Annotated in this window: 18 protein-coding genes and 1 pseudogene; 8 read left to right on the top strand and 11 right to left on the bottom strand. The window is 69.3% G+C overall.

The annotated features are described in order from the left end of the window. Positions 1-7: 7 nt before the first annotated feature. The gene (locus ACZ6TU_RS33730; protein WP_469552680.1) at positions 8-1,261 is read right to left on the bottom strand and encodes a sugar ABC transporter substrate-binding protein; all 1,254 of its coding nucleotides are present in this window, start codon (positions 1,259-1,261) and stop codon (positions 8-10) included. A gap of 90 nt (positions 1,262-1,351) precedes the next feature. Then, positions 1,352-2,413 (bottom strand): LacI family DNA-binding transcriptional regulator, encoded by a 1,062-nt coding sequence (locus ACZ6TU_RS33725; RefSeq protein WP_469552678.1) that lies wholly within the window; start codon positions 2,411-2,413, stop codon positions 1,352-1,354. Positions 2,414-2,945: 532 nt separating this feature from the next. On the opposite strand from ACZ6TU_RS33725, the gene ACZ6TU_RS33720 reads away from it, so the two are divergent. From ACZ6TU_RS33720 to ACZ6TU_RS33700, 5 genes are all read left to right on the top strand, one after another. Then, on the top strand, positions 2,946-3,581 hold the full coding sequence (locus ACZ6TU_RS33720; protein ID WP_469552675.1) for a DUF6461 domain-containing protein: 636 nt from the start codon (positions 2,946-2,948) through the stop codon (positions 3,579-3,581). A 308-nt stretch (positions 3,582-3,889) separates the two neighbouring features. Beyond that, complete coding sequence (locus ACZ6TU_RS33715; RefSeq protein ID WP_469552673.1) at positions 3,890-4,582, top strand: lysostaphin resistance A-like protein; 693 nt, start codon at positions 3,890-3,892, stop codon at positions 4,580-4,582. Between the two features lie 869 nt (positions 4,583-5,451). Beyond that, positions 5,452-5,973, top strand: coding sequence for a hypothetical protein (locus tag ACZ6TU_RS33710; RefSeq protein WP_469552672.1), 522 nt, complete (start codon positions 5,452-5,454; stop codon positions 5,971-5,973). A gap of 284 nt (positions 5,974-6,257) precedes the next feature. Beyond that, positions 6,258-6,899, top strand: a complete 642-nt coding sequence (locus ACZ6TU_RS33705) for a hypothetical protein (protein WP_469552670.1) — start codon at positions 6,258-6,260, stop codon at positions 6,897-6,899. Positions 6,900-7,087: 188 nt separating this feature from the next. Then, positions 7,088-7,477 carry a thiol-disulfide oxidoreductase DCC family protein gene (locus ACZ6TU_RS33700; protein ID WP_467679565.1) on the top strand — a complete coding sequence of 130 codons (390 nt, stop codon included), beginning with the start codon at positions 7,088-7,090 and terminating at the stop codon, positions 7,475-7,477. Positions 7,478-7,666: 189 nt separating this feature from the next. Here the strand turns inward: ACZ6TU_RS33700 and ACZ6TU_RS33695 are convergent. The 4 genes and pseudogenes from ACZ6TU_RS33695 to ACZ6TU_RS33680 all read right to left on the bottom strand — a co-directional run. After that, positions 7,667-7,932: pseudogene (locus ACZ6TU_RS33695) on the bottom strand (transposase); the annotation flags it as partial. 8 nt (positions 7,933-7,940) lie between these two features. Then, entirely contained in the window at positions 7,941-9,227 is a 1,287-nt protein-coding gene (locus ACZ6TU_RS33690; RefSeq protein WP_469552668.1) for an MFS transporter, read from the bottom strand. Continuing rightward, positions 9,224-9,763, bottom strand: a complete 540-nt coding sequence (locus ACZ6TU_RS33685) for an ArsR/SmtB family transcription factor (protein WP_467679562.1) — start codon at positions 9,761-9,763, stop codon at positions 9,224-9,226. Before ACZ6TU_RS33685 ends, ACZ6TU_RS33690 begins: the two co-directional genes overlap by 4 nt. Before the next feature lie 278 nt (positions 9,764-10,041). Further along, on the bottom strand, positions 10,042-10,500 hold the full coding sequence (locus ACZ6TU_RS33680; RefSeq protein WP_469552666.1) for a hypothetical protein: 459 nt from the start codon (positions 10,498-10,500) through the stop codon (positions 10,042-10,044). 834 nt (positions 10,501-11,334) lie between these two features. On the opposite strand from ACZ6TU_RS33680, the gene ACZ6TU_RS33675 reads away from it, so the two are divergent. After that, the gene (locus ACZ6TU_RS33675; protein WP_467679559.1) at positions 11,335-12,036 is read left to right on the top strand and encodes a restriction endonuclease; all 702 of its coding nucleotides are present in this window, start codon (positions 11,335-11,337) and stop codon (positions 12,034-12,036) included. 237 nt (positions 12,037-12,273) lie between these two features. On the opposite strand, the gene ACZ6TU_RS33670 is transcribed toward ACZ6TU_RS33675, so the two are convergent. Further along, positions 12,274-12,567, bottom strand: a complete 294-nt coding sequence (locus ACZ6TU_RS33670) for a hypothetical protein (RefSeq protein WP_469552664.1) — start codon at positions 12,565-12,567, stop codon at positions 12,274-12,276. A 721-nt stretch (positions 12,568-13,288) separates the two neighbouring features. Here ACZ6TU_RS33670 and ACZ6TU_RS33665 point away from each other — a divergent pair. Continuing rightward, positions 13,289-13,570: a hypothetical protein gene (locus ACZ6TU_RS33665; protein WP_467679557.1), complete on the top strand. Its 282-nt coding sequence runs from the start codon at positions 13,289-13,291 to the stop codon at positions 13,568-13,570. Here ACZ6TU_RS33665 and ACZ6TU_RS33660 read toward each other — a convergent pair. After that, positions 13,550-13,951 carry an MmcQ/YjbR family DNA-binding protein gene (locus ACZ6TU_RS33660; protein ID WP_467679555.1) on the bottom strand — a complete coding sequence of 134 codons (402 nt, stop codon included), beginning with the start codon at positions 13,949-13,951 and terminating at the stop codon, positions 13,550-13,552. The two genes, ACZ6TU_RS33665 and ACZ6TU_RS33660, sit on opposite strands and share 21 nt — an antisense overlap. Further along, on the bottom strand, positions 13,948-14,343 hold the full coding sequence (locus ACZ6TU_RS33655; RefSeq protein ID WP_469552662.1) for an MmcQ/YjbR family DNA-binding protein: 396 nt from the start codon (positions 14,341-14,343) through the stop codon (positions 13,948-13,950). The genes ACZ6TU_RS33660 and ACZ6TU_RS33655 overlap by 4 nt, the downstream gene beginning before the upstream one ends. A gap of 112 nt (positions 14,344-14,455) precedes the next feature. Here ACZ6TU_RS33655 and ACZ6TU_RS33650 point away from each other — a divergent pair, with 112 nt between their 5' ends. Then, positions 14,456-15,409 (top strand): helix-turn-helix domain-containing protein, encoded by a 954-nt coding sequence (locus ACZ6TU_RS33650; RefSeq protein WP_467679552.1) that lies wholly within the window; start codon positions 14,456-14,458, stop codon positions 15,407-15,409. Between the two features lie 133 nt (positions 15,410-15,542). Here ACZ6TU_RS33650 and ACZ6TU_RS33645 read toward each other — a convergent pair whose 3' ends face one another. Together ACZ6TU_RS33645 and ACZ6TU_RS33640 are read right to left on the bottom strand one after the other, a co-directional pair. Further along, positions 15,543-15,974 (bottom strand): YybH family protein, encoded by a 432-nt coding sequence (locus tag ACZ6TU_RS33645; protein ID WP_469552661.1) that lies wholly within the window; start codon positions 15,972-15,974, stop codon positions 15,543-15,545. 64 nt (positions 15,975-16,038) lie between these two features. Next, the gene (locus ACZ6TU_RS33640; RefSeq protein ID WP_469552813.1) at positions 16,039-17,019 is read right to left on the bottom strand and encodes an alcohol dehydrogenase catalytic domain-containing protein; all 981 of its coding nucleotides are present in this window, start codon (positions 17,017-17,019) and stop codon (positions 16,039-16,041) included. Between the last annotated feature and the right edge of the window lie 95 nt (positions 17,020-17,114).

Here is a 17,114-nt window from a genome sequence, read left to right as displayed (position 1 = left end):
CGGTTCCTCACTTCCCCGCCGAAGCCTGCTGCTGGGCCCGGTGCAGGGCCTGTTCGGGACTGGTCCGGCCCGTCAGCACGGACTGGAAGGCACCCGCGAGCGCATCGCCGACGACCGGCCAGCCGGTGCCGACCTTCGCGGTACGGGAGCGGGCGGTGGTGACGAGCTCGGCGAAGGCGGCGAGCTTCGGGTTCTGCTTCGCGTACGCCTGTGCGGCCGTGTCGCGGGTGGGCACGTTGTTGACCGACTCACCCCACTGGAGCTGATTCTTCTCGGAGTTGAGGCAGTTCAGGACCTTGCCGGCGTTCTTCTCGCGGGCCGGGTCCTCGTCGTTCTTCGGTACGGCCATGACGGTGCCGCCGATGGGCGGCACCGCCGACTTGCCCGCCTCGGGCACCGGAATGCTCGCGACCGCCCAGTCCACGTTCTCCTGGGCGCTGAGGACCGGCACCTGCCACGGCCCGTTGATCATCATGGCGGCGCGGCCGGCGACGAACTGGTCGTTGACGTCCTGCTGGTTCCAGTTGACGACGGACTTGGAGGCGGAGCCGTCCGCGACCAGGTCCTTCCAGAGCTGGAGCGCGGCCTCGCCCTTGCCGTTGTCGATCTTGGTTTCGTCGCCGCCGGCGGACCAGAAGAACGGAAGGAACTGGTAGACACCGTCCGCGTTCGGGCTCGCGCTGAAAGCCATCCCGTACGTGTCGCCCGCGGTCAGCCCCTTCGCGGCGGCCCGTAACTCCTCCCAGGTGGTGGGCGGGGCGACGCCCGCGTCCTTGAGGAGCTTGGTGTTGTAGATCAGCGCGAGGGAGTTGACGGAACGGGCGATGCCGTACTGCGTGCCGTTGTACGAGCCGAGGGACTTCGCGCTCGTGGAGAGGCCGGAGGCGTCGACCCCGACCTCGTCGAGCGGCCGCAGGCCCTCGGTCTGCGCGAACTGGGGCAGCTCCGAGCCGTCGAGCTCCAGGATGTCGGTGAGCGAGCCGGACGACGCCATTCGAAGCGCCTTGGAGGCGATCTGGTCGGCGGGCACACTGATCTGCTCGACCTTCAGGCCGAGCGGCCTGCCGCAGCGGTCGAAGAACCGCTGGTTGGCGGTGTGCTCGGCGGTGTCGGTCGCCGAGTTGAGCACGGTGACGGTGCCCGGGTCGGGCTCCGCGGCACAGCCGGTCAGCCCTGGCGCGACGAGGGCACAGGCAAGGGTGGCGGCGAACGCGGGAAGGTGTCCACGTCTTGTTCCGATGCGTCCTGCTGTGAACGGCAAGATCGATCCTCTGTTGCAGGTGCGGCTCTGGACATGCGGTGGTCCGGCGATGGGGCGTGGCCGGCCGTGCCGTACGGGCGGTCCGAGTGGTCAGCCGGGCGACGGCTGGGCGATGACGGGCCCGGTCATCCGCGGCTGGATCAGGTGGTGCGGCGCGTCGGAGGGCATGCTCGAGGCAGGTGCCGCGAGGGGCTCCTGCGAAGTCGATGACTGGTCGTCGCGGCCGGGGCCGATCGCGTCGATGGCGAGCCGGGCCACGGCCGTGGACATCTCCGCGACGGGCAGATCGATCCGCGGCAGATGCCGGATGCCCAGCTCGTCCGGGAGACTGCCGACGAGCACGACGGTCACATCGTGGGGGACCCGCAGCCCGGCCGCCGCCACCGCGTCCAGCAGGCGGGGGAGGAGGATCAAGTGCTGGACGACCAGCGCGGTCGGGACGGGCCGCGCGGCCAGCGCCTCGCTCAGCCGCCGCGCGAGGACGTCCGGGTCGCGGTGGGACGGGATCACGCGGACGTCGGCCCCGGTCTCGACGGCCGCTCGCCGGGCGCCGTCGAGGCCGTGCAGGGCATAGCCGCGGCGTGCGGCTACCTCGTGCTCGGCCGACGAGAGGAAGAGGATCCGCCGGTGGCCGGCTGCGGCGGTCTCGCGCACGGCGAGGGCGACGGCGGCCTCCCAGTCGAGGTCGGTCCAGGGCAGCGCCGCGTGATCGTCGTGACCGAGCAGCGCCCCGGGGAAGCCCAGTTCGCGCAGGACCTCGACACGGGGGTCGCGGTCCTCGACCGCCATCAGCACCGCGGCGTCCGCGAGCCTGCTGCGGGCCACCCGGCGCAGCCCAGCGACGCCGTCGCTGTCCGTCATCAGCAGCACGTCGTACCCGTGCACACGGGCGGCGTCGGTGACGTCGATCGCGAACCGTCCGTCGATCGCCCGGTAGGCCCCGGGCACGCGCGGCGCGGCCAGCGCGAGCACCCGGGTCCGTGCGCTGCGCAGCGTACGGGCACTCGCGCGCGGGTGGTATCCGAGTTCGTCGATCGCGGCCTGCACCGCGCGCCGGGTGTCCTCGGAGATCTTGCGCGATCCGCTCAGGACGTACGACACGGTGCTCGGCGCGACGCCTGCCCGCTCGGCGACATCCTTGATCGTGGTCATCTCCACCTCCACCCGGCCCGTCTTGGGGCCCGTCGGCTTTCTCGCATCAGTCGAATCGATTCGACAAACGGGGTGACCTTAAGCGTGGCGGGTCGGGAAGGGCAATACTTTGAGCGATACGTCCCGAACCGAGCGAAGGCGCACACAGCACCAACGGCTGACCGCTCACAGCAGAGAAGCCGCTCTCGCAAGACGATGTCTCGACACTGACGCGGCCACCTGTCTCAGCACGGGAGTCAATTCGTCGTGACACCCCGAAGGATGCACGGCACCGTGGTCCGGGCACGTTTGCGGCTGTACTCGCTGGTCAACGCCGCGAATCCTGTCGGAGAGAAGTGTTATGCCGCCAACCATCAGCAATCCGGCTGCCCCAGGCAGGCGTTCGGGCTACACAGGTCATCGGAGTGTGCCTGACGGGGGAGGGCTGACCTGGTGTCGGTGACGATCAACGTGGCAGTTCTGCCAGCGGTCATCATCGCGCTGCGGCTGCGCCGGCGCACAGAGGCCCGGAGGAATCCGACGGGGTGGCACAGTGACCAGTGACACCTTCCCGAACCGTGAGCTCTACCAGTTCGGCTACTGCGCCGTGTTCGCGAGAGGCATCGCCCCCGCTGAACTTCTCGCACGGGCAGGAGGCAAAGATCTCCACCCTGTTGCCTTGACCCGCACAGAGGCAGCGTGCATCGAGGCCCTCGGCGAGGACACCGACGAGAATGATGTGTCCGACGTGGACTTCGAGCAGCTGCAAGACAGCGGAGTCTTCGCCAGTGACGGCCCCGTCCTCCGGGCTGGCGAACACGACGGTTGGTCATTCGTGATCGAGCCCGAGGGCTCCTACTTGGCGGCAGATGACATTGTGAAGTCGGTGTCCAGGCAGACGGTGGCTCTCTCGCTGCGGGACAGCGAGTCGGGCTCGTGCTGGATCTCCTACGCTGAGGACGGCGAGATCCTCTCGTCGTTCGATCCGCTGTTCCCGGACAGCGACTACGGTACGCGGCCTGAAGTGCTCGAGCGACTCACCGGGCATGTGGCGGCCATCAACACCGGTGATCGCGCCGACGCCTACGCGAACGCTGTGCGAGCGATCCAGCAGCGGCTGCAGTGCACGGTGCCCCCGGAAGCCGATGAGCGCCGCCTCCTCACGATCAAAATCGCTGACCGGTACTGAGTACAGGATGGAGCGCCGATCGAAGATGTAGTCGCGCCGATTCCACCATCGTGCGGGCGCATCAGCACGCGGCCGGCGCACGCACGGATCCGCCGCCGGCACCCCTTCAGTAAGCTCCCCCTGAGCGCGGACGGCCGCTGCCGCTCGCTGTCCCTGGTCGGCACGCCAGGCCAGCAGGCAGACCGCACCCCAGTTCAAACCGGGGCGCACCTTCGTCGCGAGCGCCTGGACTGGATTACTCCTCAGCAGTAGCGCGTTCGTCCCGTCATCCCGGTTCGTGGGGTGGATCGAGGGATGCTGGTGACACCATGCGAATGTTCTGTGTCCTCGCGGTCCTGGTGAGCGCGAACCTGCTCAACAATTGGCTCGCGCCCGGCGCCTACGTACCCACCTGCGTGGTCGCGGCTGCCGCGCTGCTGCTGATCGCCCGGTGGGACGGTCTCACCCGCGCCGATCTCGGGCTCGACACGGTCGCCTTGTACCGGGGGCTGCGGTGGGCATCGGTCCTGGTGGGCGCGGTTCTTGCCGTCCTCTTGGTCGGGCTTGCTCTGCCGGCTACGAGGGAGGCGTTCGAGGACGAGCGCGCCGCGGGCCTGACCCTTGGGCAGCTGCTGTGGCGGGTGCTGATCCGGGTGCCGGTCGGCACCGTGCTGCTGGAGGAGGTCGCCTTCCGCGGTGTCTTGTGGGCCATGGTGCGGCGTCGGCGTGGTGCTGCGTGGGCCACGGCTGTGTCGTCGTTGCTGTTCGGGCTCTGGCATGTACTTCCCTCGCGCGGGCTGAGCCGGGCCAACGCGGCCGCAGCGGTCCTGGGCACGGGACCGGCAGGCAGCGCGCTGTCGGTCGCGGCCGCCGTTGTCGCCACGACCGCAGCAGGGGTCGTCCTGTGCGAGCTGCGGCGCCGGTCCGGAAGTCTGCTGGCGCCTGCGGCGCTGCACTGGGCCGTCAACGGCTTCGGCTATGTGCTGGCCTGGGCAGTACCTGGATGGAGGGGCGAGGACTGAAGCCGCAGTGCTGCGGCGTCTGCCGCTACGGCTCGCCGGGCCGGGAAGACTGGCCGGTCATCGGCCCGGGCATCGTCGAGAAGGACCGCGCCGGTGTACTGCCCCAACCAGGCCTGGTGCAGTTGCAGAAGCCGCCCGCCCCACCTCCCGGCCGCCGACTTCCTCACCGACGCCTGGAACAAAACCCCGGCCTTCCCGTCCAGGGCTGTCCCCGAAGCAGGCCCCGGGGGCCGATGCCAGCGATTTCCTCACCGACGCCTGGAACATCACACCCCAGGCCGCCGACCCCGCCGACACCGCCACGGCGATGTCGCGGGCGAACTCGGCCCCGGTTGACGACGATCACCCGTGGGGCTGTGCGTTCGAGCAGCACTTGCAGGGGGTTCACGGCCTCGAAGCGTTGCGTTGGGCCCGCGCCAACGCCCCGAGCTTCCCGGTCTCGGTCGTCAAGTGTGGCGTCGTACTCCTCTACCGCGTCGGCGACCTCAAGCACTGGGCACGCAACCGGCTCCGCGCCGCCTTCGGCACCACCGACCTGGACTGCTCCACCGGACCGCCGAAGCCTGGGGCCCGGCCCTGTTCGGCCTGCCCCCACGATGACGCCGCCCTGAAGAGCACCCGGTTCTCCAGGCACACCACCATGGAAGGGACCCGCACCATGACGAGGGCGCGACCACGCCTGCCGAGCTGCTGCGCCGCTGGCCGGGCTCCTGAATCGGGCCGAAGCGATCTATCCCTCAGGTCCGCTATGGCTTGACCAGGTGGACCATGCGGTGCTGATCAGTGCCAGGGGCTTGAGGAGGGCGCGTGGCGCATCGCGGCGTTCCGGCGTGGGCATGTCGCCGGCCGGCAGTGGGCAGTTCTGAACCATGGCTACGGATGGTGGCGTTGCGCCCGGCGTGCAGATCTGCTCTCTCAAGGTTGATACGCCGCAGCTGATCGCGCCGGGGACCGCGTACAAGATCGTCCGTTTCCCCTTCGGCGTGGCGGAGCCGACGGACCGATTCGAGATGCACCAGGCCGTCCAGCCGGACGGCTACGTGGTGAGTGACTGGGCGACAGACGACCGTAGCGGCCTGATCTGGCCGTCCAAAGCCGGCTGGGGCCACCTGCACGCGATGATCCAGTGGGAGGCCGCCAGCGGCACGGGCGGCTACAGCGAGCTGCGCGACCAGTACGTACGTGACCCGCTGGGCCTGACGCCCAACCCCAACGACACCACGGCCACCGAGCACCGCACGCCGACGCCCGGCGGCCAGTTCTACGTCAAGAACCACGGCGTCTTCGTCGACCCTGGCACCCCGGTTGCGCTCCGTGTCACGCACAACGACGCCAGCCCGCGTCTTTTGACCCTCGCCGAGTTCAAGCTCGTCATCCACGATGCCGCCTGACGAGCTCGTGCATCGTTTGCGTTAAGACGTCGAGCTCCTTGATCGTTGATCATGAACGGGCGGTGGGGGACTCGATTCGTGCAGTGATCACCAGCTGGCGGATCACGGGCCTGGCGGCCGATGTTCGGGGCAAATTCTGGGCCCTGGCTCGCACTGCTGGCGCGAGGGGCGGTTCGCCATGCGCCCGCCGGCTACTCAAGAGCCTGCGTCAGGCCAAGAGCATGGACCAGGCCGTGCCGGTACAGCACACTCGTAGTCACGGCCTTTGGGATACGGGGGGACGCATGATCAACTCCAAAACCCGTGCATTATCCGCTCCGTTAGGGATCATGATGGTCGCCGGTGGCGGCCATGCTGTGGTAGCCGGCGACGCGGACGGATGGCCCTGGCTCGTGGCGGGCCTGGCCGTCGGCGCGCTGGCGGCGAGTGGGATACAGCGTCTCCTCGCGGATCGGCGCGAGCGAGATCATTCCGCGTCTGGCGACGATGCGGCGACGCCTCCGTCGGCGCCGACAACCCTCCGGCGAGGCGCTTGGTGCCTCGGAGTGATCTCCCTGCTGTGGGCCGCGGTGACCTCGCTGTTGACGTGGTCCCTCCCATCGTTCTCGCGCACCGGTTCCGCGGTCTTCGGCGTCGCGACCTTCTCGTTGGTGCTCGCCGCCTTCTTCGTGGTGATGCCCGCTGCGGCGATCCGCCCACTACTGCGTGGCGATCTGGCCGCCGCCGGTCGCGGCTCCATTTCCGCCCTGTTCCTGGTCCTCTGGGCCCTCGTTTACATAGGCGATGACTGGGCTGGCGGGAGCAATGTTCGCGCGGCGGCCGCACTTGCCGTTGCCAGCATCGCTGGCGGTTTGGCGCTTGCGCTGGACCGGGTGGAGCGCAACGCTCCCAGCGCTGGTGGCGATGCGGAGAATCGCACGGGGTGAGGCTTGGCGTTCGGTCCGGCCCGGGGGGGGCGGCTAGTGAGGTCGCAGGTTTGAGGTGTCATGCCGAACTCAGTCAGGGCCGCCTCCCGAACTCGGGTTCTGGCACAGCTTCCGTGCTCGATGACGCTCCGTGGCCTGTGTCCGTCGGTGAAGCGGCCACCCTGCGGTAGGCACGGCATGATGCGGTCATGCGGAATCAGCCTGTACTTGTTTTTGATGGAGATTGCGGCTTTTGCTCTACGTCGGTGAGGTTCGCTGAGCGACGCCTACAGCCTCGTTGCGAGACCATTCCTTGGCAGTTCGCGGACTTGGAAGCTCTGGGTGTCACCTCAACACGAGCCGAGCATGAAGTTTTGTGGGTGACTCCCAGAGGCGTTGTGTATGGAGGCGCCCAGGCTGTTGCGAAGGCGCTCTTGAGTGCAGGCGGAGGGTGGGCGCTGGCGGGTGCGTTGCTCATGCTGCCTCCCATACGGTGGGCTGCCCACGGTGTGTACCGACTCGTCGCGAACAATCGTCACCGCATGCCAGGAGGTACTGCGGCATGCGCTCTGCCCAACCGTCGAGCGGCTGGGCTGTAGCCGAACTTCCCAGCACCGTCAGGACAGCAGGACACGTTTGCGGAGCAGGGCGAAACCTGCACGGCCGAACATCTGGCGCTTGAGCATCTGAGCCGGGCTGGACCGCACGCCCCAACCAGGAGCTGATTTCCGTCACTGAGCACTTTGCACCCGGCCGCCGACGCTCGGCCACCGACGTAATCGCGCTGGCCGCCCGGGAGTTCCCCAACGGCCGCGGATCGGCGGGATCGAGTCGAGCAGCGGCAGGAGCTGCGTGACGTCGTTGCGGTTGCCGCCGGTCAGCAAGACCGCCAGCGGGGGGGCGCCGTGTTCATCGGTGATCAAGTGGTGTTTCGACCCGGCCCAGCCCCGGTCGACCGGCGACGGGCCCGTGTGCTGCCTCCTTCTGACGCCCTGACGTGGGAAGAGTCGACCACGCAGTGGGGCCAGTCCAGCCGGGAAGCGGCGTCGACCTCGCGGAGCCCTAAGTGGCACGCTCCTGAACGGGATCCCGGGATTCCGGGTGATCTGGATCATCGGCCGGGGCGGCGGCACGCAGCGCCGCCTCAACCCGGCGGTTGCTGGTCATGGTCGCGGTGACGGTGGTCATGGTGAGGAGGAGGCCGGCGGCGGTGTAGAGCGGGGTGCGTACGTCGTAGGCGGCGGCCAGCCAGCCGCCGAGGAAGGCGCCGAACGGGGCGGCGCACATGGCGAGCATGCGGGAGGTGGAGGCGACCCGGCCCATGAGGTGGGCGGGGACGATCGCTTGTCGGAGGGAGGGGCCGAGCACCATCGTGGCGCCCATGCCCGCGCCGCAGACGGCGAGTGCGAGGCCGGCGACGTACGGGTTCGGGGCGGCGGCAAGGCCCAGGATGGCGAGTCCCTCGACTGCGGCCGTGCAGGTCAGCGCGGTGCCGGTGCCGAGTCGTCGGCCGAGGAAGGAGGCGATGCCCGCGCCGAGCAGACCGCCGGTGGCCTCCGCCGTGAGGAGCAGGCCGAAGCCGAAGGTGTCGATGCCGAGACGATCGTGCGCGAAGAGGGCGAGTATGGTCTCCACGGCGAGGAAGGCGATGTTCCCGACCGCCGGACGCAGCGCGAGCCCGAGCAGCAACTGATCCCGGAATACGTACGAGGCGCCGGCCCGCGCCTGCCGCAGCAGCGACTCACGGGTCTGCGGTACGGGCCGGGGTGCAGCAGGCAGCGACCGTACCAGCAGTGCGGAGAGCGCGAACGACACCGCGTCGGCGAGCAGCGGAACCGCCCGCCCGAGCGCGAGCAGGGCACTGCCCGCAGGCGGCCCCGCGAAGCCGGACGCGGCGGTCTGGGTGCCGCGCAGGCGGGCGTTGGCGCGCTCCAGGAGCGCGGGGTCGCGGCCGAGCAGATCCGGCAGATAGGCCGTGGCGGCCGTGTCGAATAAGAGTCCGCCGAGGCCGAGCAGGAAGGCGACGGCCGCGAGCAGTGGAATGCTCAGCGCGTCGAGCGCGGCCGCTGCCGCCGGTATCGCGAGCAGCACCGCACGCGCCGCGTCCATGACCCACATCGTGCGCCGGCGGTCCCAGCGGTCCACCAGCGCACCGCCGAGCACCCCGAAGAGCAGCCACGGCAACGTTCCGGCGGCCGTGACGACGGCGAGCGCCACCGGATCCCGCGTCAACGTCAACGCGAGCAGCGGCAGCGCGGCATGCGACACCCCGTCACCGAGCGAGGACACCGTCTGCGCGGTCCACAGCCGTCCGAACCCGGTCGGCAACTTCCGAACGTCTGAGGTCACTTGGCGTCCCCTTCGGCCTGCTCGTGTGGTGTCGGGTGGAACAGTGCGAAGACGAGTGACGCATCCGGCAGCGACGGATCGGACAGCTCCCGGTACTCGTCCGCCAGTGCTTGCAGCCGCGCCCCCAGCTCCGCGAACTGCTCCTCGGTGAGCCGCAGATGCGCCATTCGTACGTGTCGCTCGCCGTCCGCCGGCGCTGCCTCCAGGTCCGCCACCGCATGCCGCATCAGCACATCCGGCCCTCCCTCGCCCGGATCCGGCAGCACGATCGCCCGCGCGGCCATTGCGTAGTACCGCTCGGTGACCCCCCGGACCTTCCGCGTCCGTACCACCTTCACCAGGCCGGCCCGCTCCAGCAGCCGTACGTGGTAGCTGGAACTCCCCTTCGCAAGGCCCACTCGCTCGGCGATCTGCGTAATCGTGGCGGGCTCGAAGCGGAGCACGGCCATGATCCGGTGACGCGTGAGATTGGAAACGGCGCGTAGCTGCTCGTCAGTGGTGACGTGGAACGTCTCGGGAATGTCATCGGTGGGCATGCCCAAATGGTCAACACTTCTTGACCATTTGGCAAGGGAGTTTTGTCAGGGCTTCTGGAATCGGGCGCCCAGCACGTGAGGCCTTCGCTCCTGCACTCTCCTTCTCGACCTTGCTCAACCCGCACCCGGGCGCCTTCGCTCCGCCTGTCGCCGAAGCTCAGCCGCACCGCCCGACGCTGGGCAGGGGGCCGGGCGGTCCCGCTGAGCCTTCAGAAAACCCTTCAAAAACCTGGGTGGTCCAAGAACTCCGGACCACCGTTTTCTGACATGGACCGGGGTCATGAGTGACCTTCCGGGGCAGCCGGCCACCCCGAACTCCTCGTCGCCGAACACCTCGTCCGTACCGAGATCAAGATCGGATACGCGCAGGCCCCGGCGGGCAGAAGCTCGAGCGGCAGCTCGACGCCCTCACCGCCGCCGGGTCCCGCAAGATCTTCTCCGGCAAGAAGTTCGGCAGGACCGACCTGTCCCCGGAGCTGAAGGCGTGCCACGCCTTCCTCAACGCCGGAGACACCCTCGTGATCCCCTCGCTCGACCGCTACGGCCGCAGCCTCCAGGACCTCATCAGCATGGTCGAGGCCGCCCGAGTAGGCGGACCCGAGCATCACGGTGCCGATGACGAGGGGTAATCCGGTGGTCGTGCCGTTCTTCTCACGCGAACCTTTCTGAAGGTGGGCGGTGGGAAGCGCCACCGGGGTGGACAGGTCGTCCACACCGGTGCGAGCGGCATGCAGCATGATGTCAGCGTCGCCCGGTGACGGAGCAGCCGCGCCCCGTGACGGTCAACGACGGAGGCTGTAAAACAAGCCGAGCGCCCCTTGTGGAGTGCTCACGGGGATCAGATCAGCATGCCTACAACAAGCCCTGTGCTGATGGACGGTACGCCGGCTTCCTCGTCACTGGCACAGAGGGCAGCCGCCGCGGCTGTACTTGTGGGTTTTGCGCTGGCAGGTGGCGCACGGGCCGACCTGGTCGCCCGGGCAGGTCAGGGCGGAGGGGGCTGGCCCTGTGACCGGCGGCACGGGAGTCGTCATCGTGGCGTGTCCTGTTCTGGGCGGCGGTCGGCACCGGTCGCCTCGACCGCAGGATACGACCTGAATGACACGACTGTTCGATCTCTCGGTGGCGCCCTGCTGCTGGAGCTATGCGTACGGGGCATAACGCGCACGGATGCCGCGTCGTGGGACCGCGACCTCTCGGTGATGCCGCCGCAACCGCCGCTACGTGAGTAGGGCCTGTCCTGTTCGGATCTTCCTTGATCACCGCATGTGGTGCCGTCCTGACCGGTTGTCAGTGCCTGCTGTCACCATGGGCGGTCCTGGTGTTCGCTTCGAGGGGGAGGCTTGTATGCCTTGGGTACGGGACTATGTGCGCTCTGATGGGACGCCGGTTCGGGGGCACCCGCGGTGGGCCCAGGGCGCGAGACGAGAAATGACGATCTTTGCCGGGTTCGCGTTAGCCGTGGTGGCGTTAGGCAACGGCAACGCGTCGGCGGGGAGCGGAGGGGCGGCTCCGCGGCCGCAGTCGACCGTGCAATATCCGATCCGGTTCGGGGAGACGGAGGGGAACCGGTGACGCGCCGACGACCACCGGCGCGGCGGCGCACGCGGCGCCCGAGCAGGCGGCAGCAGCACAGGGACGCCCAGCTGATCGCCTTTGCTGTCGTGGCGACGGCGGTCATCGGCCTGGTGGTGATGGTGGTCAACTGGCTGCTGGCCCACTGGTGGATGCTCCTCGTAGCCTTGGTGCTCGCCGTGCTCGCGGGCGTCGGGTGGCTCTACAACCGACAGCAACAGGCCCGCTGGGAAGCTGTCCGCACGCAGGCCCTGCGCTACGGACTGCACGAACTGGACGCGCTGCATCACGCCAAATTCGAAGAGGCGGTCCGGGACCTGATGCGCCGGGACGGCTGCCGGGACGCGCGGCGGGTGGGCGGGGGCGGCGACCTGGGCGCGGACGTGAAGGCCACGGACCCGCTCGGGCGGCGCTGGGTGATCCAGTGCAAGCACCGCCGTCACGGGGTGCGGGGCTCGGCGGTGGGCACGCCGGATCTGCAGGTGCTCAACGGGACGGCCCGGCCTGTGCACGGGGCGGACGTCGCGGTGATCGTGACGAACGGCAGGGTGACCGCACCGGCCGTGGACTTCGCCGAGCAGCAGCGGCTGCACGTGGTGGACCGTCAGACGCTGGCTGTGTGGGCGTCGGGCTCACGGCCGTTGTGGGAGCTGCTGCGGGCCGTCCCGCCCCCTAGGCGGCCAACGTCTTTGAGCTGAACTGTGCTGCGAGTCGGCTCCTGCGCCGTGTGGGCTGCCTCTCGCCGGTCCCTGGCCGGGCGCTGCTGCGCCGGCTGAAACGCTTGCGGCGGGTTCCCGCGCTCTTCCGGTGCGGGAAACCGCCGCCGGCGTGTCAGGGGACGGGGTTGACGGTGACCTCGGTGCCAGCGCACTCAGCGGCACCCCAGGTCAGCGTGTTCTGCTCGGCCGGGTCCGCGGTGAGGCCCCACTGGAGTTTCACGGCGGTCCAGTTGGCAGGTAGTGGCAGCGTTCGGCGGGGTTGTCGGGCACGAGCCACGTGGTCGGGTCTTGGTCGGCCTTTTGCCGGTTGGAGCCGGCGCTGACTGCCTCGAGGTGCCGCTCGTCGCCGAGGTAGTTGGCGTACGTGACACGGCGCTGCTTGGTCCAGGCGGAGGCTCCGGAGTCCCAGGCTTCGGGCAGTGTGACCAGGTGGTCGACGTCGATGCCGCGGGGGCCGTCGATGAAGTGTCGTCGTACCAGGAGTACCAGCGGCCCCCGGCCAGGGTGCACCGGCCGGTGACCGTTGACGGTTCGATCGCTTCTTCGAGCAGGGGCTCCATGCGGGTGTCGGCAGCCGGCGCGGCCTGGGCGGCCGGAGCGATCGCTGCGGGCAGTACGGCGAGCAGGACGGCGGCCAGGACGTTGAGGGCAGGGCGCACGGCGGCTCCTTGGCGAAGAGCACGAACAGGTCGTGACTCTTCGTAGCGAGCCCTCGCTGCCGCGCGCCCTGGAACCGGGAGCACCATCACCCTGACGAGCGGTAAGTCAGACCGTCACGGCCGTTGGGGCCACCAGCAGTAGGCAGCAGGGACTCGTACGGCCTGTGCTCGGGAGGGTGTGGTGAAGGAGGCGGTCTTCTTCCACGTGAGGCTTCGCCAGGGCGAAGGGCTCGGGGAGCTCATGGAGGTGATCGAGCGGGTTACCCCGCTCGCCCAGTCGTTGGCACCGTCGGCGGCCGTTGCCCAGGTAGGCGGCGCTCTGTGGCTGTTCGGTGTCGGCCCGGTCGGTCTGGCGCAGCGGCTGGGCTTCAGACGGCTGCTTCGTTCAGCCTGGGCATGGTCGTGGGGATCGGCTCTTCCTGGAGCGTTGCCGCCATGGCGTCCTCGCGTACGGGGGCGAGCGGCGTCCTTCACGTGCCGGCGTCCGACACCGCGGACGTCCTTGGCCACTTCCGGTCGGCGAGTTGTACGGGATCCGGCATTCCCAGGCCAAGACGCGTCGTGCCCTGGGAATGCGGACGATCGGGCAGCTGACCGTGCTGCCCGGAGCCACGGTGCTGCGGATCCTGGGACGGCCCGGCCGTGCGCTGCGGGAACGCGCGCAGGGAGTGGACCAGCGGATCGCCGTGCCGGGCCGTGCAGCGGCGACCATCAGTGCCCGGGCCGACTTCGCCGAGGATGTTCTCGACGGCTTCGAGGTCCGGTCCGCGGCTCTGTGGCTGGCCGCGGAGCCGCGGACCGGCTGCGGTCGTGTGAGCAGGCGGCGCGCTCGGTCACCGTGGTGGTGCGGATGACTGACCGGGCGGCCCGGCTCGCTGCGGGCGCTCGCTCTTTGACAGACTGTCGATGACCAGGTCGTAGGAGTGTTCGACCGCATCGTTGGTCAGCTGCTTCGTGATGCCCCGCCCGGGCCCCAGCGAGATCCAGTGCCTCTTGTCGAGATAGCGGCCCGGGGTGATCGAGGCGTAGCCGCGCTTCAGTGCCCGCGCGTGCTCGGGCTCGCACTTGACCGTGATGATCTGTTCGTCCGGGTCGTCGGTGACGATCAGGAACACCTTGTCCGCGACCTTGTACACGTCGAGTCCGGGGGTGAAGGGGCGGCCGCGACTGACGTCGGGCAGGGCGAGGGCCGCCTTGCGGGCGGTGTCCTGGAGGCGGTCACCGGCCGCGCTCACCGGGCCGCCCGCGTGCTGGTGCCGTAGGTGTGCGGGTCGACGGGCTGCTCGGCCTTGGGCAGGCCGGCGACGACGAGCAGGTAGGAGTCGGTGACGAGTTCCTTGACGAGGTTCTTTTCGACGTCTGTCCCGCCCTCCAGCGTGATCCAGTGCTTCTTGTTCATGTGGTAGCCGGGAGTGATGTGGCTGTTGTGTTCTCGGAGAGCGTGGGCCTCGCCGGGGTCCGCCTTGAGGATCACGACGGGGCGCCCGGGGACCTCGGTCATCAGCATGAACACCTTGCCTCGTACCTTGAAGACCTCCCAGTCCGGGCCGAAGGGATGCTCCAGCTGGGCTCCGGGAAGTTCCTCCGCGCACTCGGCGGCGAAGGTCTGCAGGGTCGATCCGTTCATGAGTTTTTCCTTCCTCGGGTGGTGGCGGGCAGGGGCGTCGGCCAAGGATGCGTAGGGCGCGCCCCCATCCTTTCCATCGACGCGGGCAAGACGGGCGGTAAACTGCGGACACGTGATGGTCGGAAAGCGACACCCCAAGCGGTCTCCGCGCGTCGGACGCAGCGGGCAGGCCGAGCAGGCCACGGTTCCGCTGTACGGTTTCCAGCCCCCCGTCGGCACTCCCTACGGCCTGGAGGTGAGCACCGTCGAGGACTTCTTCGCCGAGCACGACGACTGGCCGTGGAATCCGCCCCGTCCAGGCCGCGCCACCTTCCACTACCTGATCCTCGTCACCGAGGGGGAGCTGCTCCATGACGTCGACCACGTCACGCGGATCGTCGCGTGCGGCCAGTGGCTGTGGGTGCGTCCCGGGCACGCGCAGTGCTGGCATCCGCCGGGCGCCGCCCGCGGCTTGTTCATCCTGTTCGAGCCGGACGTGCTGACATCCGACGCCGCCCGCCTGCTCGCCCCGCTCACCGCGCACGAGGCCCCTGCCGTTCTCAGCCCGCACCCCGATGACGCGGCCTGGCTGCGGCAGACGGCGCTCCAGCTCCTGGACGAGCACCGTGCACTGGGGCGGCGCCGGCTCGATGTCCACCACGCCCTGCGGCGCAGCCTGCTCGAATCGCTGCTGCTGCGCCTTGCCAGCTCCCCGGACGTCACCTCCGACGGTGCGTTGGCGGGCGGCACGGGACGCAGGGATACGTACGCACGGTTCGTGGACGCCCTGGAGCTGCACTTCCGGGAACTGCACCGGGCTGCGGACTATGCCGGGCTGCTCGGCTGTTCGGTTCGCACCCTCAGCCGCGCGGCCCGGGACGTCACCGGCAAGGGGGTGCGTGAGGTCATCGACGAGCGGCGGCTGCTCGAAGCCCGGCGCCTGCTGAGAGGTGGCGGTTGGGACGCCCGGGCTGTGGCCGTCCATCTCGGGTTCACCGATCCCGCGAACTTCGGCCGCTTCTTCCGTGGCCACACCGGTCTCACCCCGGCCGCCTTCGCGGCCCGCGAAACCAGGATCGGCATGTGAGGCGGGCGCGGCACAAGCCGGCATCCCCATGGCCGCCTCGGCCTTGATCGCGTCCGGAGCGGGGGACGGGCCAGGGCCGACCGCCTCCTTCGTTCGCGCTCACTGGCCGGGGGTGGTCACCTTGGGTCCCCGGTCAGGACGCGATCGCGCCTGTCGCGGTCTGGGCGAACGCCCAGTTGGAGTGCACGATGCGCCACTCGCCGTCGATCAGCCGGTACGCCTCGGTGGCGTTCCAGGCGCGCAGCTGGCGCTCGTTGCCGCTGTCGTCGAGCACGTAGGTGTTCAGGTTGTAGGCCAGGAGGGCGAAGTCACCGCCGTCGCTGACGTGCACGACGGGGTTGAGGTACTCGTTGCGCACGATGTGCGGGTTGGAGTAGATCGCCTCGATGTGGGCGACGGTCGCGTCACGGCCGACGACCAGGTCCTTTTCGATCGGGTCGAAGTAGCTGATCTCCTCGGCGTAGTTGTCGAGGTAGCCGCGGTTGTCGCCGACGCTGAACCGCTCGTTGAAGGACTTCTCCAGTTCCAGGATGGTCTTGCTGATTTCTTCCTTGTTGACGCCCATGACAGTCTCCTTTTCGTGTATGCCGCCGTCGGCCGGCTCCGGCCGGCGCGGATGGGTGTGTTTCTCAGTCGTCGAGCAGCACCACGTGCTTGCCCGGCGTGGTGCTGGCCTCGACGTCGGCCTGGGCCTCGCGAACCTGCTCCAGGCCGTGGTAGACCTTCGCGACCGGGGCTTTGAGCCGCCCGGCGGCGATGGCTTGCAGGTGCTCCTGGAACACCTGAGCGGGCAGGTCGGCGGCCCCGCCCGCGTAGCTGGTCAGCCGTACCCCGATGGGGATCATGAACGGGGTGAAGTCGGGGATCGTCCACTGGCCCGCCAGGGCTCCGGTGAAGCAGACGGTGCCGTGGCGGCGGACGATGCGGAAGGTGTCGGCGAGGACCGAGCAGCCCACCAGTTCCAGTACGGCGTCGACGCCGTCCGGTATCAGCTCACGCACCTGGTCGGCGATGGTGCCGTTGTCGATCAGTGGATGGTCGACACCCACGCCCCGCAGTTCCCCGGCTCGGTCCGGGCTGCGGGTGGTGGACAGCACGGTGGCTCCGAGGTCCTTCGCGATCGTGGCCGCGCTCAGCCCGACCGTGGAGGTGCCGCCGCGGATCAGCAGGGTCTGCCCCGCCTGCAGACCGAGGCCCGTGACGAGGGAGCCGTAGGCGGTCTGGAACATCTCCGGCAGCGCGCCGGCCACTTCCCACGGGAGGCCGGTCTCGAACGGGATGACCTGATCCGCGGGGACGGTCACGTACTGCGCGTACGAGCCGTCGAAGGACCGGCCCATGCCGCCCATCATGGTCGCCACCTGCTGCCCCGGGCGCAGCCCGCTGTCTTCGTCGGCCTGATCGACCACACCGACGCCCTCGATGCCGGGGATCCGCGGGTAGGTAACCTCCGCATCCGACTCACCCTTTCGGGTGGTGACCTCGGACTCATTGACGCCGAACGCCTTCACCTTGATGCGCACCCATCCGGGCTGCGGCTCGGGCATCGGCACCGTGGTGACCTGAAGGGCATCCAGGCCGCCGGGCTGAGTGACGACGACCGCTCGCATCGCCGCAGAGGGGGCGCCTGTGGACGCTGCACGCTTGTCCATGTCAGTTCCTTACGTATCGAGTACGAGCCGCAGAGTCGCCACACTGCGGTCCG

This window comes from Streptomyces sp. NPDC052064, assembly GCF_055585925.1.
Note: the sequence above shows the minus strand (reverse complement) of the source record. Positions and strands in the feature narration are given on the sequence as shown.